We start from the raw sequence: 25,076 nt of genomic DNA, 5'->3' as shown, positions 1-25,076 counted from the left end.
CATCACCGCGCGCCCCTAGCTTCGCGCACATGTTCTTCACCTACCTCCGGCGCGAGCTGCGCCGTCGCAGAAAGGCGGCGCTCGTCGTCGCCTCCGGCCTCGCGCTCGGCATCGCGTTGGTCATCGTCGTCAACTCCGTGGCCTCCGGCATGAAGCAGGCCCAGGCCCAGGTCCTCGAGTCCCTCTACGGGCTCGGCACCGATCTGACCGTCACCAAGGCCCGCGAGGAGCCCAAGGCCGGGGAGCAGGCGCAGCGGCCACGGTTCCAGTTCGACGCGAAGGAGGACGGCGAGGAGCAGAGCAGCGACCGGCTGATGGTCCAGGGCTTCGAGACCCTGCCCGCCTCCACCGTCACCACCGTCGCGAAGCAGGACGGTGTCGCCCAGGCCGTCGGCGGCCTCAGCCTCACCAACCTCAAGATCGACGGCGAGTTCAAGCGCGGCGAGTTCAAGCAGGTTCAGCCCGCCCGGCCCGGCGGCCCCGGCGGCGGGAACGGGGGCGGCGCCAACGGGGGCGGCGGCCGCGTCGAGGGCGGAGGCGCCGCCTTCGACGTCAACTCCTTCAGCCTCTACGGCACGGACGTCACCGCCCCCGACCTCGGCCCCCTCACCACCTCCACGATCTCCAAGGGCCGTACCTTCACCCCCACCGAGACCGACGCCAAGGCCGTCGTCGTCGACAGCGCCTACGCCCAGCAGGAAGGCCTCGACGTCGGCGAGACGCTCACGGTCAAGGCGGTGAAGTTCGAGGTCATCGGCATCGCCACCGCCGACAGCGGTCAGGCGGCCGCACAGGTCTACCTGCCGCTCCAGCAGGCGCAGACCCTGTCCGACTCCAAGGACAGGATCACCACCGTCTACGTCAAGGCGACCGACTCGACGCGGATCGAGGCCGTCAAGTCGGCCATCCAGAAGAACGTCACCGGCACCACGGTCACCACCTCCGCCGACCTCGCCGAGACCGTCTCCGGCTCCCTCGACACCGCCGCCAACCTGGCCACCAACGTGGGCAAGTGGCTCTCGTACGCCGTCCTGGTCGCCGCCGTCCTCGTCGCCGGGCTGCTCACCTCCTCGGCCGTCAGCCGCCGGGTGCGCGAGTTCGGCACGCTCAAGGCGCTCGGCTGGAAGAGCGGCCGGGTCACCCGGCAGGTCATGGGCGAGGCGCTCGTCAACGGCCTGATCGGAGGCGCCCTCGGCATCGCCGTCGGCCTCGCCGGCGCGTACCTGGTCACCGCCGTCAGCCCCACCCTGACCGCCGAGCTCGGCGGCGGCGCGCTGACGGGCGGCGGCCGGATGCTCGGCGGCCCCGGCATGAGCGCGGTCCGCGGCGGCGCGGGCAACACCCTCGACATCGCCCTCACCGCCCCCGTGAGCGTCACGACCGTCGGCCTCGCCGTCCTCCTCGCCCTCGGCGGCGGGCTCGTCGCCGGCGGCTTCGGCGCCTGGCGCGCCTCGCGCCTGCGGCCCGCGGACGCGCTGCGCCGCGTCGAGTAGCGGTCGCCGGAAGCCCGAACCCCCTTCACGTATCGCAGGAGTTGCACCATGTACGAACTCACCGGCGTCACCAAGCAGTACCGCAGGGGCCAGGAGAGAGTCGACGCGCTCGACGGCATCGACCTGACCATCAGGGACGGCGACCGCCTGGTCATCCAGGGACCCACCGGCGGCGGCAAGTCGACGCTGCTGCAGATGCTAGGCGGCCTGGACCGGCCCACCTCCGGAAGCGTGGTCCTCGACGGCGTCGATCTGGCCAAACTGCCGGAGAGCCGGCTGACGGCCGTCCGCAGCCAGAACATCGGCTTCGTCTTCCAGTCCTTCAACCTCATCCCCACGCTCACCGCCCAGGAGAACGTGGAGACCGCGCTCGTCCCCCTGGGCATCAAGGCGGGCGAGCGGCGCCAACTCGCGGCGGAGGCCCTGGAGTCCGTCGGTCTCGGCGAGCGCCGGGCGCATCTGCCGTCCGAGCTCTCCGGCGGCCAGCAGCAGCGCGTGGCGATCGCCCGCGCCCTGGTGAAGCGGCCCAAGGTGCTCCTCGCCGACGAGCCGACCGGCAACCTCGACGAGTCGATGCGCGACGAGATCGTGGACCTCCTCGAAGGGCTCTGGAAGGAGCACGGCCTGACCTTCGTGATGGTCACCCACGACAGCGCCATCGCCCGCCGCGCCCCGCGCCTGGCGACGATCCGCAAGGGCCGGATCGCGATCAAGGAAAACCGCCACGCGGAGACGGTGGAGGCGTAGGACCGGCCACCCCGGACCCCCCGGTGATGCCAAGATGTGCGCCATCGCGTACGCACGTACGACTCGCACAACGACCCGGGGGGGTTCGTGGGAACGGGAACGATCGGCACCGCGCTGACCGAGTTGAGATCGGCCCAGAAGTCCGCGAAGGGGGTTTCGCTCTACTCCCGGTTCGTCAACCGTCCGGTAGGACGACTGCTCGCGGCCGGCTCGTACGCGGCCGGACTGACGCCCAATCAAGTAACCCTGATCAGCGCGGCGTTCAGCTTCGCCGCCGTCGCGGGCCTGGCCCTCGGCACTCCGTCCTGGACGCTCGGTCTGCTGGTCTGGCTCGGTCTCGCCGTCGGCTTCGCCTTCGACTCCGCCGACGGGCAGCTCGCCCGGCTGCGCGGCGGCGGCAGCCCGGCGGGGGAGTGGCTCGACCACGTCGTGGACTGCGGCAAGATCACCGCCCTGCACATCGCCGTACTGATCGCCTTCTACCGCCACCCCGACCACTTCGGCACGGACGCCGACGGCTGGCTCCTCGTCCCCCTCGGCTTCCAACTCGCCGCCGTGGTCACCTTCTTCGGCGGACTGCTGACCGAGAAACTCAAGCCCCGCCCGGCGCCCGGCACCCCGGCGGCGGGGCCCTCGACCCTCCGGGCGGTGGCCCTGCTCCCCGTCGACCACGGCGTCTTCTGCCTGGTCTTCCTGCTGCTCGGCGGCGGAACCGCGTTCCGCTGGAGCTACACGGCGCTCGGCGCCGCGAGCACCCTGTTCCTCCTCGCCTTCCTCGCCAAGTGGTTCCGTGAACTCAGCGCAGCCCCTCGCTGATCCCACCCGGCCCACCGGCGGCCGTCTCCGATTCCTGCGTCAGGAGGTCGAGCGCCCGCCGGAGCTGGGTGCTGGAGGTGTGCATCGTGTACGGGAAGTAGACGATCTCCACTCCCACCCCCGCGAAGTCCCGCTCCAGCCGTTCCCCCTTGGGCGTACCGCGCCAGTCGTCACCCTTGAACAGCACGTCGAACCGGACCTGTTTCCAGGTCTCCAGCTTGTCCGGAACCGTCTCCACGAAGGCCGCGTCGACGTACTTCACGTTGCGCACGATCTCGAGCCGCTCGACCAGCGGGATCACCGGCCGACGTCCCTTGGCCAGCTCCGCCATCTCGTCCGAGACCACCCCCGCCACCAGGTAGTCGCACTGACTGCGCGCGTGGCGAAGGATGTTGAGGTGTCCGATGTGGAAGAGGTCGTATGCCCCCGGTGCGTAGCCGACGCGATACGGCCTGCCTGCGGTCATGTGTGAATCCCCCCAGGTGCGTTCGCACTCCCCAGCGCGAAGGAGTTCCGACGATAGCGTGCACGTTCCGTTGAGAGTGGGTGAACGACTAGGGTGAAGTCCGATTCGCGCACGGGGGAGAGGGGCGGTCGCGAATGGCTGAAGTGACTTCCGAGGAGAGCGACTTGGGGATGCCGACAGGACGCAGACGCCTGCTTCTGGTCTCCACCAACTACGCTCCGGAGCACGCCGGGATAGGCCCCTACGCCACCCAGATAGCCGAGCACTGGGCGGCGAGCGGCCACGAGACCCACGTCCTCGCGGGGATGCCGCACTACCCCTCCTGGACCCTCGACCCGGCCTACGCCAGGGTCTGGCGCCGCACCGAGGAGCGTGCCGGAGTCGTCGTCCACCGTCGGCGCCACACCGTTCCCGCCCGCCAAACCGCCCTGAAACGTGCCACGTTCGAGGCGAGCGTGCTCGCTCACGGACTCCTCGCGCCGCCCTCCATGGCCCGGCCGCACGCCGTCCTCGCCCAGATGCCCAGCCTCGCCGGGGGCATCATCGGCGCCCGGCTCGCGGCCCGTTGGCGCGTTCCGTACGTTCCCGTCGTCCAGGACCTGATGGGCGCGGCCGCCGCGCAGAGCGGCATCCGGGGCGGAGACCGCGCCGCCGCGCTCGCCGCTCGCGCGGAGACGTACGCCCTGAGCCGCGCCGCGCTGGTCGGCGTCATCCACGAGACCTTCGTCGACAAGGTCGCCGCCATGGGAGTCGACCGGCGTCGTATCCGGCTCGTCCCCAACTGGTCCCACGTGCCCCGACCTTCCGGCTCCCGCGTCGAGACCCGTCGGCGGCTCGGCTGGGGCGACGGCGAGACCGTGGTCCTGCACTCGGGCAACATGGGCCTCAAGCAGGGGCTCGACGTCCTGGTCGAAGCGGCCCGGCGCGACCCGAAGATCCGGGTCGTCCTGCTCGGCGACGGCAACCAGCGCGCCCACCTGGAGCAGTTGGGCGCCGGCATCCCCAACCTCGACTTCCTGGCGCCCGTCGGCGACGACACGTTCCCCGACACCCTCGCCGCGGCGGACGTCCTCGCCGTCACCCAGCGCGCCTCCGTCCTCGACATGAGCGTGCCGTCCAAGCTGACCTCGTACTTCGCCGCCGGACGCCCTGTCGTCGCCTCCGTGGCCGCCGAGGGCGGCACCGCCCAGGAAGTCCTCCGCTCCGGCGCCGGAGTGCTCGTACCTCCGGAAGATCCCGACGCGCTGCTGGCCGAGATCCGTAGACTCGGCGAGGATCCGGCGGCCGCCGAAGCGCTCGGCGCCCAGGGGCCCCGCCACGTCGAGGCCCATCTGACCCGAGCGGCCGGTCTCGCCCGGATCGACGCACTGATCGACGAGGCTCTGGGGGGTCCGGGCACGTGACACACACGCACGTCACCGCGGTCGAGGACGACGAACCGGAGCTGCTGCGCGACCAGTTCCGCCAACTCCTGCGCTACCGCGCGATCATCGGCGCCGGCATCGGCATCGGACTGCTCGGCGGCGTCTGGTTCGGGATGTCGAACGCCGACACCTACGTGGCCACCAGCCAGGTCGTCCTGCGCGCCCCTGTCAACGACCCCTTCAACCCCAGCATCTCCCAGGAAAAGACCCTCAACATGGGGTCCGAGCGGCAGACCGCCCTCAGCAGCAGCGTCGCCGAACAGGCCGCGAAGAAGCTCGGCTGGACCGGCACCGTCGGCCGGCTGCAGAAGGACCTCCAGGTCACCAACCCGCCCCAGAGCCAGGTCCTGCAGTTCACCTACACCGCCGACTCGCCCCAGGCCGCCGCCGACCGTGCCAACGCCGTCACCCAGGCCTATCTCACCCTGCGCGAGAAGCAGTGGACGGACCTGCGAGCCACCATGCTCGCCGGGCAGCAGCGGCAGCTCGACGAGGTGGCCAAGAAACACGACCAGAAGACCAAGGAACTCGACCGGATGCCCGACGGGGCGGCCCGCGACGCCGAGTACGGCGTCAAGACCAACCTGCTCAACCGCATCAACGAACTCGACGCCCGGATCAGCCAGCTCAAGTCGCTCGACATGTCGCCCGGCACCGTCATCCGCGTGGCCACCGCCCCCGGCTACTCCGACGGCCCCGGACTGCCCATGAGCCTCGGCCTCGGCGCCCTCGTCGGCGTGGCGCTCGGCCTGCTCGCCGCCTGGGTCCGGCTCGTCTTCGACCCCGCGCCGCGCTCCGCCGGCGACGTGGCCCGCGCGGTCCGCGCCCCCGTCCTCGGCACCCTGCCCCGAGGCGCCACCGACGTCCTCCTCGCCGACGACCACACCGACGCCCGGGTCGCAGAGGAGTACCGCTCCGTCGCCTTCCGGCTCGCCTACGACCAGCGGTTCGCCGACCGCAGACGCCTGCTCGTCGTCGCCCCGCGCGGCTCCAACGAGGCCGCCGTCGCCGTCGCCTCCCACCTCGCCGCCTCCTTCGCCGAGACCGGCAAGGACGTCCTGCTCATCGAGGCCGACCTGCGCGACCCCACCCTCAAGGGCCGCCTCCGCGCCCACGCGGCTTCCGCGCCGCGCTGGAGCAGCCCGGTGGAGAGCGGGGAGAGCGAGGAGAGCGGCTGGCCCAGCAGGCGCCAACTCTCCGTCGACGCGGGCGAGTCGGGCTCCTTCGGCCTCGTGCCGGGCGAGCGGGTACGGAACGTGGCCCGCGCCCTGACCGGCCCCCGCGTGACCCGGCTCATCGCCGAGGCCGACTCGCCGAACGCCACCGTCGTCGTCCTCGCCCCGCCCGTCCTCAACTACGCGGACGCCCTCGCGCTCGTCGACCGCGTCGACGGCGTCCTCGTCGTCTGCGACCCGCGCTGCGTCCACCGTACGGACCTCCAGCGCATCCGGGAGCTGATAGCGGGCGCGGGCGGTACCGTCCTCGGCGCCGTCGTGCACACCTCGGGCCGACGCCGCCGCGCCGCCAGGCAGGCCGGCCGTCGCGGGTCCGGCAGGGGCGAACGGTACGCGCCCCCGCCCGGTACCGAGGAGTTCGCCGCCGAACCCGAGCAGATCCTTCTCGGCGACGGCAGCGACACCGTGGCCCTGCGCTCGCTCCGCGCGGAGGACCTACGCGGCCGCGACATCCGCGCGGGCGACCGTTGAGACGTGCCGTGACCGTCGCCGCCTCGGTCCTGGACCAGGCGGCGGCCAGTCTCACGAACATCGCCGTCCTGGTGATCGCGGCGCGGGCCTCCAGCGCGGACGGCTTCGCCGCCTTCTCCATGGTGTACATCGTCTTCACCGTGCTCCTCGGCCTCTGTGCGGCCTTCGTCGGCCAGAGCGTCGTCCTGGAGAAGGGCGAGGACCACGAGGTCGGCGCGGCGGTCCGCTCCGCCGTCACGTTCACCGCCGCCGCCTCCACGGCCACCGGGCTCCCCCTCCTGGCGGTCGGCGCCCTCATCGGCGGCCCCACGGGCCTCGCCGTGCTCGCCCTCGGCGCGGTCCTTCCGGTCGTCCTCGTCCAGGACGGCCTGCGCTACGGCTTCTCCGCACTGCGTCGGCCGCACCGGGCCCTCGCGGCCGACCTGCTCCGCCTCGCCTGCGTCGTACCGGCGCTGCTGCTCCAGCCGCACGGCAGCTCACCGGCTCGCCTGGTCCTCGTCTGGGGCCTCTCCGCGCTGCCCGCCGCCCTCCTCGGGCTCGCCCTGCTGTACCCGTCCGTACGCAACCGGCCCGGGGCACCCCGCCGGTATCTGCGCGGGGACCACCTCGGCCGGCGGTTCGCCGTCGAGTTCGCCGTCGGCAGCGGCTCCAGCCAGCTCGCGGTCCTCGGCCTCGGGCTCTTCGCGAGCCCGCTCGTCGTCGGCGCGCTGCGCGGCGCGACCACCCTCTTCGGCCCCCTCAACACGCTCTTCACCTCGGTCAACGCCTTCGGACCGCCACTGCTCGGCCGGACCGGCTCCCCTCGCGCGACGGTACGGGCCGCTGCCGCGCTCGCCGCCGTCCTCGCCCTCGTCGCACTCGGCTGGGCGGCCGTCCTGTACGCCCTCCCCGACCGCGTCGGCCGCCAACTCCTCGGCGCCACCTGGCAGTCCACCGCCGCCCTGCTGCCCGCCACCGGCAGCCAGTACGCGGTGATGGCGGCGGGCACCTGCGCCCTGGTCACCCTGCGCGTCCTCAGCCCCCGCGCCACCCTGTCCGTACAGGTCGTCTTCTCGCTGCTGTCCGTCGCCCTGATGCTCGCCGGACACGCCCTCGCCGGCGCCCCCGGCGCGGCCTGGGGCCTGGCGGCCGGCTCGGCGCTGAAGGCCCTCGCCGCCTGGACCCGTGTGGCGCGCACCCGTCCCGAGCCCGCCGCGCCCAGGCCGGAGGATCAGAGCAGCGCCGCGCCCTTGTCCTGACGCCACGTGGTCACCAGGGCGATGCAGATCAGCGCGATCGCCACCCGGCCGGAGGCCTGGAGCAGCGGGCCGCGCAGCAGGATGAAGGAGTAGCCCGCCACCAGCGGCACCACCAGGGAGATCAGACTGCCCGGCGGAGCCCTGCGGGTGCCCCGGCGGGCGAACCGCCCGTCGACCCGGGCCGCCGCGTAGCCGAGCCCGGTCATCCCGGCGGCCATGCCCACGGCCCCGAAGTCGATCCACAGCTCTGCCCAGACGGGGGAGGAGAGATTGGTGTTCACCGTCCCCATCCACTGGCCCACCATCACCCCGGTGTCGCGCGGCTTGCCCGGCCACACGGAGCGCGGGACCGCGAAGAACACGGACCCGGCCAGCTGACGGCCGTACCGGTGCCGGCTTCCCGAGTTCACGAGCGTGATGGTGTTGGCGAACATGCCCACCTGGTCGTAGTCCTTGAGGGCCAGCGGCTCCAGGACCGAGGTCGTCTCGACCGGCCGGTAGTTCTTCTCGTCGTACCGGAAGCGGTCGGAGAACGGGAAGACGATCAGCGCCATGACCACGCCCAGGCTCAGCGCCGACCGGTACATCGCGGCGCTCACCGGGAAGAGGGTGAAGAGCAGCGAGAACATGACCGTGAGGAACCAGTACCGGGGATTGGAAATGGAGTTGTTCACCACCAGGTTGAGCAGAACCAGGGCCAGGAACACCGCGACCACCAGGGGGCGGCGCCTGGCCCGGCGTGAGGTCACCAGCCAGCGGCAGTACACCAGCAGCGCGAAGAGCGCGGGCACGGTCCCGAAGCCCCGCAGGAACGCCTGGCCGGCCTGCGAGTCCGCCTGGGAGACGCCCGCCTCCTCGATCCCCGCGATGATCTCCTGACGGCTGGAGAAGAACACGGCGGGCCCGCCGAGCTTGACGACGAACAGACCGCTGCACACGAACGCGAGCAGCACGAGCAGATACAGCCGCCGACGGTGCACCAACGCGGGCCGCGCCTCGCTGCGTCGGGACATTCCCGCGCGGCCGCGGGCCAGCAGGGTCCCCACGTCGAACGCGGCGCAGCCGACCAGGACCAGGGCGACCGCCATGGTCAGATCGGAACGCGGACCCACCACCGGTGTCGGCACGCGGCCCAGGACGGCCTGGGCGAGCGGCGCCACCCCCATCGCCATGTAGACGAAGAGCCAGAACGACCCTTGCAGCAGCTTGCGCCGGGTGGTGAGGATCATCGCCGACAGCCGGGCCCCGGCGTACATCGTCAGCGCGATCTGGAGGTAGTACGCGGCGTCGTGCACGCCCGCACCGGGCTGAATCGCCACCAGCAGCGGAAGGAACACCGTGAAGCCGAGCACCAGCGGGATCGACAGGGCTCGCGACAGCAGCGTGCGCGGGGAGACGGCGGGCGCCAGCAGCAACGGCGCCGGCGCGGCGGGTTCCGGTCGTGCCGGGGTCCGCGAACCGTGTACGTCGGTCGTCATCGCGCCCCCTGAAGCCCGGGAGCCACGGCTCCGCGGACGTCGAAGTCCCCACCCCGGCCCATCACTTCGCGCCAGTCTAGCGACGCCCCCCTGTCATCTCCTGTCAACCGATAGTCTGAACGCCGGGCGTCCGGGGAGGCGCCGGTGGGGGTGAACTCATGCGGAATCTACCGGCCTTCACACTGGCCGGATACGACAAGGGCCGCGGCAGACTCGTGCAGGCCCTCTGGTTCGCGGTGATGAACACGCTCTTCATGGCCTGGTTCTGCCCGGCCCGGCTGCGGGTCGCCCTGCTCCGGGCCTTCGGCGCGACCATAGGCGACGGCGTGCTCATACGGCATCGGGTCAGGGTCCTGTGGCCCTGGAAGCTGACGGTCGGCGACCACACCTGGATCGGCGAGGGCGCCTGGCTGCTCAACCTGGAGCCCATCACCCTCGGCGCCCATGTCTGCGTCTCCCAGGAGGCGTTGCTCTGCACCGGGAGCCACGACCACCGGGCCGCCGACTTCCGCTATCGCAACGCCCCGATCACGGTCGAGGACGGCGCCTGGGTCGCGGCCCGCGCCACGGTCCTCGCCGGTGTCACCGTCGGCCGGCACGCGGTCGTCGCCGCCGGTACGACGGTGCACAAGGACCTCCCGGAGCTGACCCTGCACACGGCCGAGGGCCGCCGGCCGGTTCCGGTGCCCGCGTGAGTGGCCTCAGGGTCCTGCACGCGGTCACGCTGCACAGCCCCACCCACGCCTTCGGCGGACCGGTCAGGGTCGCCGTGAATCTCGGCCGGGGCCTCGCCGCCCGCGGCCACCAGGTCCGCCTCACCGCCCTCGGCGACGGCTTCCCAGGCCCCCTGCCCACCGAGGTCGACGGTGTGCCCGCCCGGCTCTACCAGGCCCGCTCCGTCCTTCCGCTGGGCTTCAGCGGCATCACCTCGCCCGCCCTGCTCGCCGGAGCCGGCGCGCTGGTCAAGGACGCCGACGTGGTCCACGTCCACCTCGCCCGGGACCTCGTGACCCTGCCCGTCGCCCTGGCCGCGCTCCGCGCCGGCCGCCCGCTCGTGCTCCAGACGCACGGCATGGTCGACCCGAGCGACAAGCCCCTCGCCAAGCTCCTGGACGCGGTAGCCGTCCGGCGCGTCCTGCGCGGGGCCGCCGCCGTCCTGTACCTGACCGACCACGAGCGGCGCGACCTGGACGCGGTCGTGGGCGGCCCGCTCACCGCAGCCGTACGCCTGGTCAACGGCGTACCGGCCCAGGAGCCGCGTCCCGCCCCGACCGGGCCGCCGCGGATCCTGTACGCGGCCCGGCTCCAGTCCCGTAAGCGGCCGACCGACTTCGTGGCGGCCGTCCCGGAGATCCTGCGCCACCATCCCGACGCCACGTTCGTCCTCGCCGGCCCCGACGAGGGCGAGCGGGCGGCCGTGGACGCGCTCGTCGCCGCACTGGGCGTCGGCGACCGGGTGAGCCTGCCCGGGCCGCTGACCTCCGCGCGGATGCTCGACGAGCTGCGCCGGGCGAACGTGTACGTCCTGCCGTCGGTCGACGAGCCCTTCCCGATGTCGGTCCTGGAGGCCCTGTCGGTCGGCACCCCGGCCGTCGTCACGACCTCCAACGGCCTGGCCCGCGACATCGCGGCGGCGGGCGCAGGCCGGGTGGTGGAGGACGCGGCGGGCCTGGCCCCGGCCGTCTGCGCGCTCCTGGAGCCGGGCGAGAACGACAACGCGTCGGTGGCGGCCCGGAAGCTGGCCGCGGAGGCGTTCTCGATGGACGCGGTCCTGGACACGCTGCTCGGGGTCTACGAGCGGGCGACGGCGACCGCCGCCCGCACGTAGACCCCGTACGCACCGCTACGCGGGCAGCCAGGCGTAGCACCCGCTGGAGGTGAACTCCCGCGCCCCGGCGGGCACGCGGGCCCGCACCGGGCCTTCGGACCCGGTCGTGGGACCGGAGGCGAGGACCGCGCCGTCCGCGCCGAGCGCCTGCCAGGTGCAGGCGGGGTTGGTGGTGAGGGCGCGGTAGCTCCCGGCCTTCGGCGCCTTGACCGTCCCCTCGCCGAAGCCGGTCCTCGCCGCCGTGAGCAGGGGCTGCTGATCGGTGCAGAGATGGGTGATCACCGCCTCGGCGTCAGGGATGTCCCCGGCGAGGATCGCGCCGACGGCCGCGTCCTTGTCCCTCTTGGCGGTGCGCTCCAGACGCTGACAGGACTCCTGGCCGGTCTGGAGCACGGCGGCCGGGTCCGTGTTCTGCGGGACCCGCCCGCTGAGGTACTTCTTCTCCTTCTCCGTGAACGAACCCGTGACCGGCTTGAGCGCCGAGTCGGGGACGACCGGCCCCTTGGTGGCGGACGGTGTGGGACCGGTCGGCACGGCTTCGGCCTGCCGGTCGGGCACGGCCGCCGACCGGGTGGGACCGCCGGCCTTCGGCGCCCCGTCCGCATTCCCGCCCTTGCCCTCGGAGGAGCAGGCGGTCAGGGCGAGCAGCGCGGTGAGTACGGCCACCGCCGCGGCGGGGCGCCGGTGATGAGGTCGACGCATGAGGGAACTCCCGTGGTACGTCGGATGCGGGGCCCGGCCGACCGGGCCCCGCATCCGTGATGGAGGAACGGCGACCGGTTACGGTGCGCCGAAGGTCAGCACCAGCTGCGGAGTGCCCTCCGCCGCCGTCGCCTCGGACGACCAGAGCCACAGCGGGTCGGTCCCGGTGCTGGTCAGCGCCAGGCTGTAGGAGCTGCCGAGCGCCGCCGAGACCGCCGAGGTGTCCAGCGGGGCCGAGTAGAGGGTCGAGCCGTCCACGGCCCCTTGAAGCGTCCCGACCGGATCCGGGCCGAGGGCCGGCCGGTTGTTGTACGTCACCGAGTCCTCGGTCCAGGCCCCCGTGACGGGTACGACCGACGTGGAGTCGGCCGAGCCCGCGCCGGTCATCGTGGTCGTCTTCACCGCGAGCCGGACGCTCTTGAGGACCTTGCCCGCCGGAGCGGCGGGCAGCGGGAACCGCAGGTACGACGCGTACGCCGAGGTGCCGCGGACGGCGAGCGAGCTGGACGTGCCGTAGTTCGTGCCGGGCGCACCCGCGTTGGCGTAGGTGTCCTCCGAGGCCGTGACGGTGGTGACCGTGTCGGCCGGGGCGGAGGCCAGGCTGTAGTGCTGAGCCACCTGCGTGCCGGTGAGCGCCGACGGGTAGACGGCGGCCTCGTCGAGCTGGCCGGCGAAGAAGGTGCTCGTCGGACGCAGTGGCCACCCGCTGAGGTTGTCGGAGCCGACGTGCCAGTAGCCGTCGAACTGCTGGTTGGTGGAGACGCTGTTGGAGCCGACCAGCTTGCCGTCGACGTACAGCCGCATGCCTTCCGGGCCCTGGGTGCCCACGGCGTGGTGCCAGGCGCCGTTGTTGAACGAGCCGAACGAGGTCAGCGTGCGGGCAGAGCCGTTGTACACGCCGAACACGATGTTGCCGGTGTTGGTCATGTAGAGGTGCTTGTCGTAACTGCTGCTGTTACGCGTGGTGTTGTTGCCGAAGCCGATCAGCTTCCCGCCGCGGTTCGTGGTGGTCTTGAACCAGGTCTCGACGGTGAAGGGGCCGGTGACGGTCTGCCGCCGGTCGCTGTGGATCTGCTCGTCCGTGCCGTTGAGCGCGACGGCCGTGGAGGCGCCGGAGACGGCGCCCGGGGTCTGGCGCAGCGCGGGGGCGTTGACGTACAGACCGCTGTTGTTGCTGGAGTGGGAGGAGTCCGCCGCGTACGGCGTGGTCGACTCGTCGAAGCGCCAGTACAGCGAGGCCCCGTCGGCGATCACGCGCGAGGCGTAGGGCTCGGGGGAGGTCGGCACGGTCACGGTGGCCGTCGCGGAGAGCGCGCTGGTGTTGCCGGCCGCGTCACCGGCGGTCACCCGGTAGCTGTACGTCTGGCCCGGGGTGACGTCCGTGTCCTTGATCGACACCTGGGGGCGCGCCCAGTGCAGCGAGTCGCCCTGGACAGTCGCGATCGGTGTCGCGGCACCGTTGCGGTAGACCTTGTACGTCAGCTTCGAGTCGTCCAGGTCAAGGCTCGAACGCCAGCGGACCTGCACCGAGTTCGGGCCGACGGCGGCGGCGCTCGCGACCGGGACGGTCGGCGCGCCGGTGTCGGGGCCGGAGGCGAAACGGGTCAGACCCTGCGCCGGTGCTCCGTTGGTGGTGGTGAACTCGCCGCCCACCCACAGGTACTTGGTGGAGCCGGTGCCCGAGATGGTGAAGGCGCGCGGACCGATGCCCTCGCCGATGCCGTCGTTGGTGTCGGGGAACCAGCCGAGCTTGCCGGTCGACGTCGTCGGCTGGGCGAGCAGGTGGTAGCGGCGGCCGTCGGGGAACTCGCCGACGCTGGCGCAGTCGTGGGCGTGCGAGGCGCTGTAGAGCACGCCCTCGTAGGAGCGGACGGCCTGGGTGGCGCCCAGGCAGGTGTCGCGCCAGCGCTGCTCGAAGTTCGAGAGGTTCAGGGCGATCCGGCCGTCGAAGCCGCCGGTGCCCTCGTTGGCGGTGTAGAAGCCGGTGGCGTCCGTCTCGATGTCCTTGACGACGGAGCTCGACTGGATGAAGCCGGGGTACGCCTTGGCCACGGCGCCGGTCGTGGCGTTCACCACGGCCAGGGCGTGCGAGCTGGCGCCGTTGACGGTGAAGAAGTCGCCCCCGAGCAGGACGTGCTGTCCGTCCGGGGTCACCTCGACGGCGCGGCCCGGCTCGTCGGCGTTGGCGGTGAACGGCAGCAGCTCCCCGGCGGTGGTGATCGCCGCGAACCGCTGCCGGGTCTGCCCCTCGACGGTGCCGAAGTCGCCGGCCGCGTAGATGGTCGAGTCGGTGACGGCGAGCGCCCGCACGGTCGCGGGGAAGCTCGGGGTGAAGGATGCCCTCGGCGTGCAGGTGGCGATGTCGATGGCGGCGAGGCTGGAGACCGGAGTGCCGTTGACGGCGCCGAAGTAGCCACCCGCGTACAGCGTCTTCTTGTCCGGCGAGACCACGAGGGTCCGCACGGTCGCGGTGCCGCTGCCGACGGTGAAGGAGAGGGTGCAGTTGGTGGGCGCGCCCGTGGCCGCGTCCATCGCCGCGAAGTTGACGGCGCTCCGTGGAGTGCCGGCGCCGCCGTCGGGCGGGCGCACCTCGGAGAAGGTGCCGCCGACGAAGACGGTGTCGTTCGCCTCGGCCAGTGCCCAGACGACACCGTTGGTCTGCCAGGTCGGCAGATCGTCCGCGGTGAAGGCCACCGGCGGCGTCAGGGCCGCGGCCGTCGGGGCCAACGAGCCTCCGGCCCCGGCCGCGACGGTCAGCACGAGGGCAGCAGTGAGCCCCCAGGATCTACGCATGTTCCCCCCAGGCGTGATAGCCCAGTCAATGTGGCGTGAAGTGGTGCAACTGCCATGTGATGAATGCGAACTGTACGACGAAGTGACAACCAGAAAAGGCCACTTGGTGAATCTCGTACCGTCAGGCCTCGCGGTCGCCCGGGTCGCCACCGCCCCGAGGGACCCTGCCGCGCCGGAAGCCGCAGCTCAGCGGTCGATGCGCACCGTGACCCCGGCCAACTGCTCCTCCACGAGCCGGACATCGGCGTCGACCATGATCCGGGCCAGCTCCTCCACCTGGACGGTGGGCTGCCAGCCGAGCAGCTCCCGCGCGCGGCTCGCGTCCCCGATCAGCGCGTCCACCTCGCTGGGCCGCTCGTACTTGGGGTCGTACCGGACGTGCTCGGACCAGTCGAGCCCCGCGTGTGCGAACGCCGTCTCCACGAACTGGCGTACGGTCGAGGGGACTCCGGTCGCCACCACGTAGTCGGTCGGCTCGTCCCGCTGGAGCATGCGCCACATCGCGTCGACGTACTCGGGGGCGTACCCCCAGTCGCGTACGGCGTCGAGGTTGCCCAGGTAGAGCCGGTCCTGCAGGCCGGCCTTGATCCGGGCGACGGCCCGCGTCACCTTGCGGGTCACGAAGGTCTCACCCCGGCGCGGGGACTCGTGGTTGAACAGCACTCCGTTCACGGCGAACATGCCGTACGCCTCGCGGTAGTTGACCGTCGTCCAGTACGCGAAGACCTTCGCGGCGCCGTACGGGCTGCGCGGATGGAAGGGGGTCTGCTCGTTCTGCGGCGGCGGGGTCGCGCCGAACATCTCGGAGGAGGACGCCTGGTAGATCCGCGTGTCGATGCCGCTCGCCCGGATCGCCTCCAGGAGCCGCAGCGCGCCCAGGCCGGTCACGTCACCCGTGTACAGCGGGGCGTCGAAGGAGACCCGCACATGCGACTGCGCGCCGAGGTTGTAGACCTCGGCGGGGCGGATGTCGCGGAGCAGGTTCACCAGCGCCACACCGTCCGAGAGGTCCGCGTGGTGCAGGACGAACGAGCGGTTCGCCTGCTGCGGGTCCTGGTAGATGTGGTCGATCCGCTCGGTGTTGAAGCTCGACGAGCGGCGGACCAGTCCGTGCACGGTGTAGCCCTTGGACATCAGCAGTTCGGCCAGGTACGAGCCGTCCTGCCCGGTGACGCCGGTGATGAGCGCGGTCTTGCCCATACGTGCTCCCCCTCTCTGACGGGCCGGCCCTCAGCCGGTCCGTGTCATGCGGATATGGTGCGTTACAGGCCTGAATTCCCGATCTGGTGTACTGCGGCGCCGGTCGGCCTGGCATGATCCGGGCCATGACTGAATCGACGAGCGCCTCCCTGAGCGCATCGATGTCGTACCTGCCCGAGCGGGCCCGGATATTCGTCGCGGGACACCGCGGCCTCGTGGGTTCCGCGATCGCCCGCCGGCTCACCGCCGACGGGCACGAGGTGATCACCAGGACCCGCACCGAGCTCGATCTGCGCGACGCCGAGCGGACCGCCGCCTTCCTCGCGGCGACCCGCCCCGACGCCGTCGTGCTGGCCGCCGCGAAGGTCGGCGGGATCATGGCGAACAGCACCTACCCGGTGCAGTTCCTGGAGGAGAACCTCCGGATCCAGCTGTCCGTCGTCGCCGGCGCGCACGCCGCGGGCGTCCGCCGCCTGCTCTTCCTCGGCTCCTCCTGCATCTACCCACGGCTCGCCCCCCAGCCGATCACCGAGGACGCCCTGCTCACCGGGCCGCTGGAGCCCACGAACGAGGCCTACGCGCTGGCGAAGATCGCCGGGATCGTGCAGATCCAGGCCTACCGGAAGCAGTACGGAGCGCAGTACGTCTCCGCCATGCCGACCAACCTCTACGGCCCCGGCGACAACTTCGACCTGGAGAGCTCGCACGTCCTGCCCGCCCTGATCCGCCGCTTCCACGAGGCCCGCGAGGAAGGCCGGGAGGAGATCACCCTCTGGGGCTCGGGCACCCCCCGCCGCGAGTTCCTGCACGTCGACGACCTCGCCGCCGCCTGCGCCGTCCTGCTGCGCGGCTACGACGGCGACGAACCGGTCAACATCGGCTGCGGTGAGGACCTCACCATCCGCGAACTGGCCGAGGCTGTCGCTGACGTGACGGGCTATCAGGGCAGGATCTCCTGGGACACGAGCAAGCCCGACGGCACCCCGCGCAAACTCCTCGACGTGTCCCGGCTCACCGGCCTCGGATGGAAGCCGGCCGTCGCGCTGCCGGACGGGATCGCCGCCACCTATGCCTGGTGGCGGGAACAGCACTGATCTCATGCGGCGGCCGGCCCGTCAGTACGCTCCGCGACCGTCGACGACGGCGCGGAACGTACGGGCCATGACATCCACGTCGCTGGTGAACGACCAGTTGTCCACGTAGTGCAGATCGAGCTCCACCGTCTCGTCCCACGACAGGTCCGAACGCCCGCTGATCTGCCACAGCCCGGTCATCCCCGGCCGCACGGCGAGCCGGCGCAGTTCCACGTCCCCGTACCGCTCCACCTCCTCCGGCAGTGGCGGACGCGGCCCGACCAGCGACATCGAACCGAGCAGGACGTTGATCAGCTGGGGCAGCTCGTCGAGCGAGGTGCGGCGCAGCAGCCGGCCCACCCGGGTCACCCGCGGATCGCGGCGCATCTTGAACATCAGCCCGTCGTGCTCGTTGGCCCGCTCCAGCTCCGCCCTGCGGGCGTCGGCGTCAAGGAACATCGTGCGGAACTTCCACATCACGAACGGCACCCGGCCCTGGCCGATCCGCACCTGCCGGTAGAACACCGGACCCTGCGAGCCGAGCCGCACGGCGGCGCCGATGACCAGAAACACCGGCGACAGCAGGAGCAGACCGAGCGCCGCGCCCGCCCGGTCCATCACGGACTTCAGGACGGTCTGGACCCCGCTGCGCAGCGGCGGAGCGACCCGCAGCAGCGCGAGCCCGGCGGCCGATGTGGTCTCCAGACGTTTGACCGCGCACTCCACCAGGCCCGGGGCCAGGGCGAGTTCGGTACCGGCGTCGTGCAGCCCCCAGGACAGACGGCGCAGCCGTTCGCCCGCCATGCGGGGGCCGGCCGCGACGAGAACGATGTCCGCCTCCAGCTCACGGGCGGCGGTGAGGACGTGGCAGGTGTCGCCGTCGGCGGTCTCCGGCGGCTCGGTCCCCAGGCGCGCCGCGACCGGAGCGCCGGTACGGACCGGTCCCTCGCCGATCGCGACCACGCCGACCACCACGTACGGGTGATCGGTCCGTCCCGCGAGATGCTCGGCGACGTCCCCGGCCGCCGTGGGTTCGCCGAGGACCAAGACACGGGTGACCACCTGCGCCTCCCGGCGAGCGGCCACCAGGTGATGCCACGTCAATTTCACGCAGGCAAGCGTGAGTACGGGCGCCGGAAGCAGTACGGCGAGGCAGAGCAGAGCCGGGTGGTGCAGATCGGCGGCGGCCCGCAGGACGGCGAGGACGCCGAGCAGGATCAGCCAGTCGTGCAGCACGGGCAGACTGCCCCGTGACTCGCCCAGTTCGCGCCGCGCGTACCTCCGGCGCAGCGCCCGCACCGCCACCCAGGACAGGGCGGCGACGGCAGCGCCGGCGTAGGCGTACGGCTGGTGCTCGATCCGGAGGATCAGCGCCACCGGCGCGCCCGCCCCCAGGACGTCGACGGTCAGCGCGACGACCGGGTACCAGCTCGCCTTCGTGCGAGAACGCGGCGCGGATTCCGGTGAACCGTCTCTGGATTCGGTGGAGTTGGTCTCAGTGGTGCGGGCATGCCACATGTACCCCCCAGGCACGTGTCGACGTTCGCCATCCTGTTCATCGACCCCCAGATCGACGAACAAGCGTCGCAACGCCGGAACAGTACGACATACACGCGCACGTCCGCTGCAGTTCACGCGAACGACCGCAGAAGGTGATGGCGTATTCATCTCGTGACATCGAGGCCGGTGTGGACGCGGCCGCCCGCATGATACGTCTGTGCACAGGGAGTTGGCGCACGTGAGGCCGTGGAAGGAAGGGACGGGGACGTGTCGCAGGGGGACGAGAACGCGATGGGGGAGAGCCCCACGGATGTGGCGGAAAGCACACCATCTGTCACGCCGCGTAAGCGCCGAGTGAGCCCGAAACGCGTCCTGTTGGCCGCGCTCGCCCTCCTCGGCATCGGAATCCTGCTGGCCGGCGGCGCCGGCTGGTGGGCGGTCGAGCACTACACCGGCAAGGTCGACCGCATCCCTGGCGCCTTCCCCACCCATGTCCCGCCCGCCGAACAGCCCGCCCCCTCCAAGGGCGGGCAGACCTTCCTCCTCGTCGGCGTCGACAGCCGCTCCGACCTGCCCACCACCGGACGCGACGCCAAGGCGCCGACCTGGACGTACGGAGCCCAGCGCAGCGACACGATGATGCTGGTCCAGCTCCCGGCCGACCACTCGGGCGCCTACGTGGTCTCGCTCCCCCGTGACTCGTGGGTCGACGTCCCCAGACACGGCAGGGCCAAGCTCAACGCCGCCTTCTCCTGGGGCGGCCCACCCCTGCTCATCGACACCGTCCAACGCCTCACCGACGTTCGCGTCGACCACCTCGCGGTCATCGACTGGGAGGGGTTCAAGCAGCTCACCGACACCGTCGGAGGGGTCGACCTCCGGGTCGACGGCACGGTCCGGCACATGAACGGCGAACAGGCCCTGGCCTACGTGCGCGAGCGCAAGAACCTGCCGCGCGGCGACCTCGACCGCACCCACCGCCAGCAGAACTTCCTGCGCGCCGTCCTCACCAAGGCCATGACCACCCGGAACCTGACCAACCCGGTACGGACCGCCGAACTGCTCGACGACCTCACCGCGAGCGTCAGCGTCGACGACCGCCTCAGCGACGGCGATCTGCGTGAACTCCTCTGGGACAACAAGTCGGTACGCCCCGCCGACATGGTCTTCATGAACGCGCCCGTCGCCCGGACCGACACGATCAAGGGGCAGTCCGTCGTCCTCCTCGACGCCAAGAAATCCGGCGCGCTGTGGGCGGCGATGCGGAACGACACCATGGCCGCGTACACCGCCGCTCACCGCACCGACCGGCTCGGAAGCGGTACGCGGTAGGCAGGCCGGACCCGCCCGCCACACGCCCGACGGTGGTTGTTCCACCGCCGGTCATCGGCTGTACTACAGCCAGCCCGCACGGACGAGAACCCGTTCGCGGGACCGGCGAAAGATCCGAACGACCCTAAGGACGCCCATGGCTGACAGGTCCTCAGACCCGGCCCACCGGGCGCCCGGACGGCGCAGACTCGTCCCGGGAATCGCCCTCGGCCTCCTGCTCCTCGGTGCCTGGGCCGGCATCGGCACGGCGGGCGCTCTGCGCGCCGACGCCCCCGCCGACACGGCCTCGGCGCCCCCGAAGGCGTACAGCACCGCCCTCCCCTTCGACCTGCCGCCGACCGCCACGCTGCGCCGCTCGGACAAGCTGGTCCTCGCCCACTACTTCACGCCGTACCCCCTCTCCCTCGACAACGAGCCCGCCGACCGCGACTACTACACGCGCAACTACCTGACCCCGGACGGCGAGAAGGGCAAGCACCGCGCCTACGGAGGACTGCTCCGCGACCGCCCGCTCCCCGCCGCGCCCGAGACCGGGAACTGGGAACTCGCCCACCTCCGCCAGGAGATCCGCACCGCCCGCGACGCCGGACTCGACGGCTTCACCCTCGACCTGCTCTCCGCCGGCGGACGCCACCGGGACCGCGCCGAACTGCTGCTCCGGGCCGCGCACGAGGAGGACCCCGGCTTCCGGATCCAGCTCATGCCGGACATGACCGCCCTCACCGGCGCCACCCCCGTGACCCTCGCGGACACGCTCGCGGATCTCGCCCGGCACCCCTCGGCGCACCGGCTGCCCGACGGCCGGCTCGTCGTCTCCCCGTTCAAGGCCGAGGAGAAGGAACCGGAGTGGTGGCGCACGATGATGCGCGAACTGGAGACCCGGCACGGCATCAGGACCGCACTCGTCCCGCTCTTCCTCGACTTCACCCCCGACCGGGAACGGTACGCGGCGATCAGCCACGGGCTCTCCGAGTGGGGCGCCCGCAGCCCCGACCGGCAGGCCGGCGCCGCGGCCGACGCCGAACGGGCCCACGCCCTCGGCAAGATCTGGATGCACCCGGTCTCCGTCCAGGACGCCCGCCCGAACCAGGGCGTCTTCGACGAGGCCGGCAACACCGAGACCCTGCGGGCGAGCTGGGAGGCGGCCCTGACGGCCGACGCCGACTGGGTCCAGCTCACCACCTGGAACGACTACTCCGAGGGCACCCACATCGCGCCCTCACTCCACAACGGCCACGCCTACCTCGACCTCTCCTCCTACTACCTGACCCGGTTCAAGACCGGCGCCTGGCCGAAGATCCTGCGCGACACGCTCTACCTCACCGCGCGCGTCCAGTTCGTCGACGACGTCCCGCCGGCCACGCGCCAGCCCCAGGTGATACGGCCCCGCCCGGGCACGGCCACACCCCGCGACGCCGTCGAGGTGCTCTCCTTCCTCACGGCCCCGGCGGACGTCCGTACCAGAACGGGGTCCACGTCGGGCGGCTATCGCGCGCCGTCCGGGGTCCACGCGCGGCTGCTGCCCCTGCGCACCGGCCACAGCTCCGCGAGCGTCGTACGCGGCGGGACGACCACGACGACGGTCAACAGCCGCCATCCGGTCCGGCGGCCGGTCGACCGGCAGGACCTGCAGTACTACGCGGTGACGAGCGGTCGCGCCCAGCGCTGAGTCGAGTGGGTTTTCGTCCCCCGGACGGTTGTCGGTGGCGGGTCCTACCGTGGGGACATGACGACGAACCGGGGGACCTTCGAGGCGGCGACGGGAGACGACCCGCCGCTGCCGGAGACAGACAGGGAGCAGCGATCGCGTGAGGTACGGGCAGCTGTCGAAGGCCTGCTCCAGATCCGGCGGCTGACCGGCGGCGAAGGCGCCGGCGACGCACGGCGGCGGCCCGCCGAGTGGGAGCGAAGGCGGCCCGTCCGGGCGGTGGCGCTCGCCCTGGAGGCGGCGGGCCTCACGCCCTCCGCCCTCGACGCCTCGGGCGCGCGGGTGGCCACGGGGTACCGGGTCACGGCCGGGGAGCGGCCCGGCACGGCCGTCGTGGAGTGGGTGGGGCCGCCCGGAAGCGGGGCCGCCCAGGAGGAGGAGTCCGCCCTGGGAGCGTGCGTGCCCGCGCTGGAGCGGCTCGGCTGGGAGGCGCTGCTCTACCGCGGGCCGCGCCGCAGACGGTTCCTGGAGGTGGAGCCACTGAACGCGTAGCGGCGGGAGCCTCGGTCAGGCGATGGAGGCGGAGACGATCGCGGAGACCGCGATGTTGCAGGAGGCCGTCACCCAGACCGCCGGGTGCGGCTGCGGGTCGACGAGGGTGGCGCCCAGCTTGCCCGGCGTGACCAGGTCCACGACCAGGAAGGCCACGGCCATCATGGCCAGGCCGAGCAGACCGAAGGCGGCCGTCGAGGCGAGACCCTTGCCGAAGTCGTCGTACGTCGTCCAGATGGAGGTGAAGACGATGCCGCCGATACCGAGCAGAGCGGAGCTCAGCAGCGTCGCGGCGTTGCGGTTGCGCTCCTCCCAGATCTGGCGCCCGAGCTTGCCCGGCGTGAGCACGTCCACCAGGACGATGCCGAGTATCAGCAGCACCACGCCGAGGGCGCCGTAGGCGGAGGCCCGGCCGAGGCCGTTGACGATGTCGCTCATGTGTTGCCGGCTCCGAGAAGTGAGGGATCGTGAGTGATCGCGGTCAAGGACCGGCAAAATGTAGCGCATGCGCCGAAGGCCCCGGCCGGGTGGCCGGGGCCCAGGGGTGGGGGAGGCGGTTCAGAGGCCTGGCGGCAGGGCCTTCGCACGCGAGCGCACCTGGATCGCGGTGCCGATCTCGACGGCCCCCACGACGAGCAGCCACACGCCGCCCAGGACGGTGAGGACGGTCGCCGATTCGAGCGGTGAGACGATCAGGACCGCGCCGGCGAGGGCGTTGACGACCCCGAGGAAGACCTGCCAACCACGCGCGGGCATCCCCGGATCGGAGGCGGCCGCCACGGTCTGGGTGATCCCGCGGAACAGCCAGCCGATGCCGATCCAGAGCGCGAGCAGCAGGATCGACTGCGTCGCGCCCTTGAAGCAGAACAGGCCCAGCAGGATCGACAGCGCGCCGCTGATGAACGCCATCACCCGCAGCGCGGTCGACGCGTGCGTGCCGAAGGCGGCCACCAGTTGCATGACACCGCTGAACAGCAGGTACAGGCCGAACAGCACGCCCGCCACGAACAGCGAGGCACCCGGCCAGACCAGCACCAGAACGCCGAGGACGAGTGAGGCGAGACCGGCGACGAGGAGTGCCTGCCAGGCCGCCCCGGCGAGGACGCCGAGGGGCCCGGGTGGCGCGTCCCGGTCCCTGTCCCGGCTCCCGAAGGGGTCGGACTCGTCGGACGGCGGTGAAGGGGTCTGCGTCATGGAGAACTCCCGTCCGCTCAGAGCGGTGTCGCGTACGTGCTGAGGAAGAGCGCCTCCGCCGGCGCCAGGTGCTCGATCTCGCCCGGGTCCACGCCCTCCGACTCCTGGGTCCCGGCGGACATGCGCACCACGCACCCACGTCCTTGCGGCCTGCCCCCGAGCGGCAGAAGCCCTCCCACTCAAGCAGTAGGGAACAAAGGCCGCAAAACATCCCCATGTGGAGCAACAACACCGAGGCTCCGGGGCCCTCGGCGGCGACAGTGGAGAACGTACGCCTTCGACCCTGCGCAGGGAGACCCCAGATGACCACCTTCAACCGCCGCGACCTCGGGCTACTCGTCCTCCGGGTCGGCGCCGGCGCCGTCCTCGCCGCGCACGGTACGCAGAAGCTCTTCGGCTGGTTCGGGGGCGGGGGCGTGGAGGCCACCGCGAAGGGGATGGAGGCGATGGGGTTCCACCCGCCTCGCGAGAGCGCGATCGCCGCCGGACTCGGCGAGGCGGGCGGCGGGGTCCTGCTGGCCCTCGGCCTGGCCACCCCGGCGGCCGGCGCCGCCGCTGCCGGAGCGATGGCGGGCGCGGTGGCCGTCCACGTCCCGGCGGGCTTCTTCGCCGCGAAAGGCGGCTACGAGTACCCGGCGTTCCTCGGCTTCACGGCGGCCGCCATCGGCATCACGGGCGCCGGCCGCTACTCCCTCGACCACGCCACCCACCACGTCGTGGACCGCCCCTGGGTCGTGGCCACCGCCTTCCTCGGCAGCGCCCTGGCGGCCGCCGCCGTCGTGGGCCGCCGAGCCCAGGGCCGTGCGCAGGCGGCGCACGAGGCGGCGACGGCCGAGGCCCAGGAGAGCACCACCTGACGAGGCTCGCGACCGGGGGAGGAACGCGGTCAGCGGCCGTAGGCGCTCCGGCACAGTTCGAGGACGCCGGCAGGGACGGCACCGGACCCTTCGGCCTGCCGGCACAGCGCGCGCATCCCGGTGGGCGACTCGGTACGTGGGGGCTTCCTCGGCCCGCGCGTGCGCACCGAGTCCTTGCGGCGAGGGGGTGGTTCGGGGGAGGCCTTGCGACGGGGGGAGGGCGACGGTGGCACCGACGCCTTCGCCTGGGGACGACTCCGTGGAGGTACGGGGTCGGGCTCGGTGGCCGCGAGTGTCTCCCGGGGCGCGGCCTCCTGCGGCACCGGCCACTCGGGCAGCGGCGTGGGCGGCCGCACGGCGGCGGGCGTGACCTCACCGCCCCGGGCGGAGGGCCCCGGGGCGGAAGGCGGCGGGACGGCGACGCAGCCACTCGTGAGCAGCGCGGCGAGCAGGACGAGAGTCGTTCGGCGGTCCATGCGGCCCACGTTGCCCGAACCCGGCCACCGAAGCCGTGCGCACGGCCCCCGGCCACCATGACGAGTGAACGCCGGTGGCCCGCGCGGACCGTGTGAGGCTCCGGACGCCGACGCCGACGCCGACGCCGACGCCGACGCCCCGACCCGCTACGCCCGCCGACCCAGTGCCCACACGCTCAGGCCGAACATCAGGACCCCCAGGGGGACATGGAGCGCCGTCATGTGCGCTATGCCCAGGACCACCTGCGCCGAGGCGAGGACGAGGAGGCCGGACGCGTACAGGACGGGCCGGGGCGAACCGCCGCCCGGTCGCCACGCGAGGACCGCGGCGAGCACGTACAGCATCGACGCGCCGTACATCACGCGCGATCCGACGTCGTGCAGCACGTGGCCGTGGGACGAGGAGAGCAACAGTCCGGCGGTGACCGCCTGGAAGAAGAGCGACGCGGTCTGCAGAACGACCGCGATCTGGAGGGACGTGACGTTGCTGCGGACTTCCGTCGTCGATGTGGCCATGACGAGATCCTTTCTCTCGGTATCGTCTCGGAAGTCC

At 72.2% G+C, this 25,076-nt stretch carries 23 protein-coding genes; 13 read left to right on the top strand and 10 right to left on the bottom strand.

The features are described from left to right. Positions 1 to 29 precede the first annotated feature (29 nt). The 3 genes from ACWF79_RS01735 to ACWF79_RS01725 all read left to right on the top strand — a co-directional run bounded on the left by ACWF79_RS01735 (position 30) and on the right by ACWF79_RS01725 (position 3,056). A complete protein-coding gene (locus ACWF79_RS01735; protein ID WP_453726050.1) occupies positions 30 to 1,493 on the top strand; it encodes an ABC transporter permease in 1,464 nt (487 codons plus the stop codon). A gap of 48 nt (positions 1,494 to 1,541) precedes the next feature. Continuing rightward, positions 1,542 to 2,240 carry an ABC transporter ATP-binding protein gene (locus ACWF79_RS01730; RefSeq protein WP_453726049.1) on the top strand — a complete coding sequence of 233 codons (699 nt, stop codon included), beginning with the start codon at positions 1,542 to 1,544 and terminating at the stop codon, positions 2,238 to 2,240. An 87-nt stretch (positions 2,241 to 2,327) separates the two neighbouring features. After that, complete coding sequence (locus tag ACWF79_RS01725) at positions 2,328 to 3,056, top strand: CDP-alcohol phosphatidyltransferase family protein (protein ID WP_453726048.1); 729 nt, start codon at positions 2,328 to 2,330, stop codon at positions 3,054 to 3,056. Here ACWF79_RS01725 and ACWF79_RS01720 read toward each other — a convergent pair. Then, the gene (locus tag ACWF79_RS01720) at positions 3,037 to 3,522 is read right to left on the bottom strand and encodes an adenylyltransferase/cytidyltransferase family protein (protein WP_453726047.1); all 486 of its coding nucleotides are present in this window, start codon (positions 3,520 to 3,522) and stop codon (positions 3,037 to 3,039) included. The two genes, ACWF79_RS01725 and ACWF79_RS01720, sit on opposite strands and share 20 nt — an antisense overlap. 170 nt (positions 3,523 to 3,692) lie before the next feature. On the opposite strand from ACWF79_RS01720, the gene ACWF79_RS01715 reads away from it, so the two are divergent. From ACWF79_RS01715 to ACWF79_RS01705, 3 genes are read left to right on the top strand one after another with little or no spacing between them, the layout of a single operon-like run. Then, positions 3,693 to 4,925, top strand: coding sequence for a glycosyltransferase family 4 protein (locus ACWF79_RS01715; protein ID WP_453726165.1), 1,233 nt, complete (start codon positions 3,693 to 3,695; stop codon positions 4,923 to 4,925). Next, a complete protein-coding gene (locus ACWF79_RS01710) occupies positions 4,922 to 6,652 on the top strand; it encodes a lipopolysaccharide biosynthesis protein (protein ID WP_453726046.1) in 1,731 nt (576 codons plus the stop codon). Before ACWF79_RS01715 ends, ACWF79_RS01710 begins: the two co-directional genes overlap by 4 nt. Further along, complete coding sequence (locus ACWF79_RS01705; RefSeq protein WP_453726045.1) at positions 6,649 to 7,890, top strand: hypothetical protein; 1,242 nt, start codon at positions 6,649 to 6,651, stop codon at positions 7,888 to 7,890. Before ACWF79_RS01710 ends, ACWF79_RS01705 begins: the two co-directional genes overlap by 4 nt. Here ACWF79_RS01705 and ACWF79_RS01700 read toward each other — a convergent pair. Beyond that, on the bottom strand, positions 7,863 to 9,368 hold the full coding sequence (locus tag ACWF79_RS01700; RefSeq protein ID WP_453726044.1) for a hypothetical protein: 1,506 nt from the start codon (positions 9,366 to 9,368) through the stop codon (positions 7,863 to 7,865). The genes ACWF79_RS01705 and ACWF79_RS01700 overlap by 28 nt on opposite strands. A gap of 158 nt (positions 9,369 to 9,526) precedes the next feature. Between ACWF79_RS01700 and ACWF79_RS01695 the strand changes: the two genes are divergently transcribed. Both ACWF79_RS01695 and ACWF79_RS01690 read left to right on the top strand, forming a co-directional pair. Continuing rightward, a complete protein-coding gene (locus tag ACWF79_RS01695) occupies positions 9,527 to 10,063 on the top strand; it encodes a WcaF family extracellular polysaccharide biosynthesis acetyltransferase (protein ID WP_453726043.1) in 537 nt (178 codons plus the stop codon). Further along, positions 10,060 to 11,196, top strand: coding sequence for a glycosyltransferase (locus tag ACWF79_RS01690; RefSeq protein WP_453726042.1), 1,137 nt, complete (start codon positions 10,060 to 10,062; stop codon positions 11,194 to 11,196). Before ACWF79_RS01695 ends, ACWF79_RS01690 begins: the two co-directional genes overlap by 4 nt. Before the next feature lie 15 nt (positions 11,197 to 11,211). Here ACWF79_RS01690 and ACWF79_RS01685 read toward each other — a convergent pair whose 3' ends face one another. The 3 genes from ACWF79_RS01685 to gmd form a co-directional block, all read right to left on the bottom strand. Next, the gene (locus ACWF79_RS01685) at positions 11,212 to 11,898 is read right to left on the bottom strand and encodes a hypothetical protein (RefSeq protein WP_453726041.1); all 687 of its coding nucleotides are present in this window, start codon (positions 11,896 to 11,898) and stop codon (positions 11,212 to 11,214) included. A gap of 78 nt (positions 11,899 to 11,976) precedes the next feature. Continuing rightward, entirely contained in the window at positions 11,977 to 14,691 is a 2,715-nt protein-coding gene (locus ACWF79_RS01680; protein WP_453726040.1) for a CBM96 family carbohydrate-binding protein, read from the bottom strand. 186 nt (positions 14,692 to 14,877) lie between these two features. Next, positions 14,878 to 15,891: a GDP-mannose 4,6-dehydratase gene (gene gmd, locus ACWF79_RS01675; protein WP_453726039.1), complete on the bottom strand. Its 1,014-nt coding sequence runs from the start codon at positions 15,889 to 15,891 to the stop codon at positions 14,878 to 14,880. Between the two features lie 125 nt (positions 15,892 to 16,016). Here gmd and ACWF79_RS01670 point away from each other — a divergent pair, with 125 nt between their 5' ends. Continuing rightward, complete coding sequence (locus ACWF79_RS01670) at positions 16,017 to 16,985, top strand: GDP-L-fucose synthase family protein (protein WP_453726038.1); 969 nt, start codon at positions 16,017 to 16,019, stop codon at positions 16,983 to 16,985. 21 nt (positions 16,986 to 17,006) lie between these two features. On the opposite strand, the gene ACWF79_RS01665 is transcribed toward ACWF79_RS01670, so the two are convergent. After that, positions 17,007 to 18,497: a sugar transferase gene (locus ACWF79_RS01665; RefSeq protein ID WP_453726037.1), complete on the bottom strand. Its 1,491-nt coding sequence runs from the start codon at positions 18,495 to 18,497 to the stop codon at positions 17,007 to 17,009. Positions 18,498 to 18,818: 321 nt separating this feature from the next. Between ACWF79_RS01665 and ACWF79_RS01660 the strand changes: the two genes are divergently transcribed. The 3 genes from ACWF79_RS01660 (at position 18,819) to ACWF79_RS01650 (ending at position 21,996) form a co-directional block, all read left to right on the top strand. Beyond that, positions 18,819 to 19,796, top strand: a complete 978-nt coding sequence (locus tag ACWF79_RS01660) for an LCP family protein (protein ID WP_453726036.1) — start codon at positions 18,819 to 18,821, stop codon at positions 19,794 to 19,796. Between the two features lie 136 nt (positions 19,797 to 19,932). Continuing rightward, complete coding sequence (locus ACWF79_RS01655; protein WP_453726035.1) at positions 19,933 to 21,465, top strand: glycoside hydrolase family 71 protein; 1,533 nt, start codon at positions 19,933 to 19,935, stop codon at positions 21,463 to 21,465. A 57-nt stretch (positions 21,466 to 21,522) separates the two neighbouring features. Further along, positions 21,523 to 21,996 carry a hypothetical protein gene (locus tag ACWF79_RS01650; RefSeq protein ID WP_453726034.1) on the top strand — a complete coding sequence of 158 codons (474 nt, stop codon included), beginning with the start codon at positions 21,523 to 21,525 and terminating at the stop codon, positions 21,994 to 21,996. A 15-nt stretch (positions 21,997 to 22,011) separates the two neighbouring features. On the opposite strand, the gene ACWF79_RS01645 is transcribed toward ACWF79_RS01650, so the two are convergent. Continuing rightward, positions 22,012 to 22,434: a DUF350 domain-containing protein gene (locus ACWF79_RS01645; protein WP_453726033.1), complete on the bottom strand. Its 423-nt coding sequence runs from the start codon at positions 22,432 to 22,434 to the stop codon at positions 22,012 to 22,014. A gap of 120 nt (positions 22,435 to 22,554) precedes the next feature. Then, positions 22,555 to 23,190, bottom strand: coding sequence for an HdeD family acid-resistance protein (locus ACWF79_RS01640; RefSeq protein ID WP_453726032.1), 636 nt, complete (start codon positions 23,188 to 23,190; stop codon positions 22,555 to 22,557). Positions 23,191 to 23,492: 302 nt separating this feature from the next. Between ACWF79_RS01640 and ACWF79_RS01635 the strand changes: the two genes are divergently transcribed. Next, on the top strand, positions 23,493 to 24,047 hold the full coding sequence (locus tag ACWF79_RS01635) for a DoxX family protein (RefSeq protein WP_453726031.1): 555 nt from the start codon (positions 23,493 to 23,495) through the stop codon (positions 24,045 to 24,047). A 29-nt stretch (positions 24,048 to 24,076) separates the two neighbouring features. On the opposite strand, the gene ACWF79_RS01630 is transcribed toward ACWF79_RS01635, so the two are convergent. Continuing rightward, positions 24,077 to 24,523, bottom strand: coding sequence for a hypothetical protein (locus ACWF79_RS01630; RefSeq protein WP_453726030.1), 447 nt, complete (start codon positions 24,521 to 24,523; stop codon positions 24,077 to 24,079). 147 nt (positions 24,524 to 24,670) lie between these two features. After that, positions 24,671 to 25,039, bottom strand: coding sequence for a hypothetical protein (locus ACWF79_RS01625; RefSeq protein ID WP_453726029.1), 369 nt, complete (start codon positions 25,037 to 25,039; stop codon positions 24,671 to 24,673). Positions 25,040 to 25,076: the final 37 nt, after the last annotated feature.

Source organism: Streptomyces sp. NPDC054975 (assembly GCF_053609105.1).
The sequence above is the reverse complement of the archived record's forward strand: the minus strand, read 5'-3'. Positions and strand labels throughout refer to the sequence as shown.

Coding starts and splice junctions, on each gene's coding strand:
- ACWF79_RS01640 (WP_453726032.1), bottom strand. CDS start 23,190: ATGACGCAGACCCCTTCACCGCCGTCCGACGAGTCCGACCCCTTCGGG.
- ACWF79_RS01655 (WP_453726035.1), top strand. CDS start 19,933: ATGGCTGACAGGTCCTCAGACCCGGCCCACCGGGCGCCCGGACGGCGC.
- ACWF79_RS01650 (WP_453726034.1), top strand. CDS start 21,523: ATGACGACGAACCGGGGGACCTTCGAGGCGGCGACGGGAGACGACCCG.
- ACWF79_RS01695 (WP_453726043.1), top strand. CDS start 9,527: ATGCGGAATCTACCGGCCTTCACACTGGCCGGATACGACAAGGGCCGC.
- ACWF79_RS01645 (WP_453726033.1), bottom strand. CDS start 22,434: ATGAGCGACATCGTCAACGGCCTCGGCCGGGCCTCCGCCTACGGCGCC.
- ACWF79_RS01735 (WP_453726050.1), top strand. CDS start 30: ATGTTCTTCACCTACCTCCGGCGCGAGCTGCGCCGTCGCAGAAAGGCG.
- ACWF79_RS01670 (WP_453726038.1), top strand. CDS start 16,017: ATGACTGAATCGACGAGCGCCTCCCTGAGCGCATCGATGTCGTACCTG.
- ACWF79_RS01685 (WP_453726041.1), bottom strand. CDS start 11,898: ATGCGTCGACCTCATCACCGGCGCCCCGCCGCGGCGGTGGCCGTACTC.
- ACWF79_RS01680 (WP_453726040.1), bottom strand. CDS start 14,691: ATGCGTAGATCCTGGGGGCTCACTGCTGCCCTCGTGCTGACCGTCGCG.
- ACWF79_RS01715 (WP_453726165.1), top strand. CDS start 3,693: ATGCCGACAGGACGCAGACGCCTGCTTCTGGTCTCCACCAACTACGCT.
- ACWF79_RS01720 (WP_453726047.1), bottom strand. CDS start 3,522: ATGACCGCAGGCAGGCCGTATCGCGTCGGCTACGCACCGGGGGCATAC.
- ACWF79_RS01700 (WP_453726044.1), bottom strand. CDS start 9,368: ATGACGACCGACGTACACGGTTCGCGGACCCCGGCACGACCGGAACCC.
- ACWF79_RS01635 (WP_453726031.1), top strand. CDS start 23,493: ATGACCACCTTCAACCGCCGCGACCTCGGGCTACTCGTCCTCCGGGTC.
- ACWF79_RS01730 (WP_453726049.1), top strand. CDS start 1,542: ATGTACGAACTCACCGGCGTCACCAAGCAGTACCGCAGGGGCCAGGAG.
- gmd (WP_453726039.1), bottom strand. CDS start 15,891: ATGGGCAAGACCGCGCTCATCACCGGCGTCACCGGGCAGGACGGCTCG.
- ACWF79_RS01630 (WP_453726030.1), bottom strand. CDS start 24,523: ATGGACCGCCGAACGACTCTCGTCCTGCTCGCCGCGCTGCTCACGAGT.
- ACWF79_RS01625 (WP_453726029.1), bottom strand. CDS start 25,039: ATGGCCACATCGACGACGGAAGTCCGCAGCAACGTCACGTCCCTCCAG.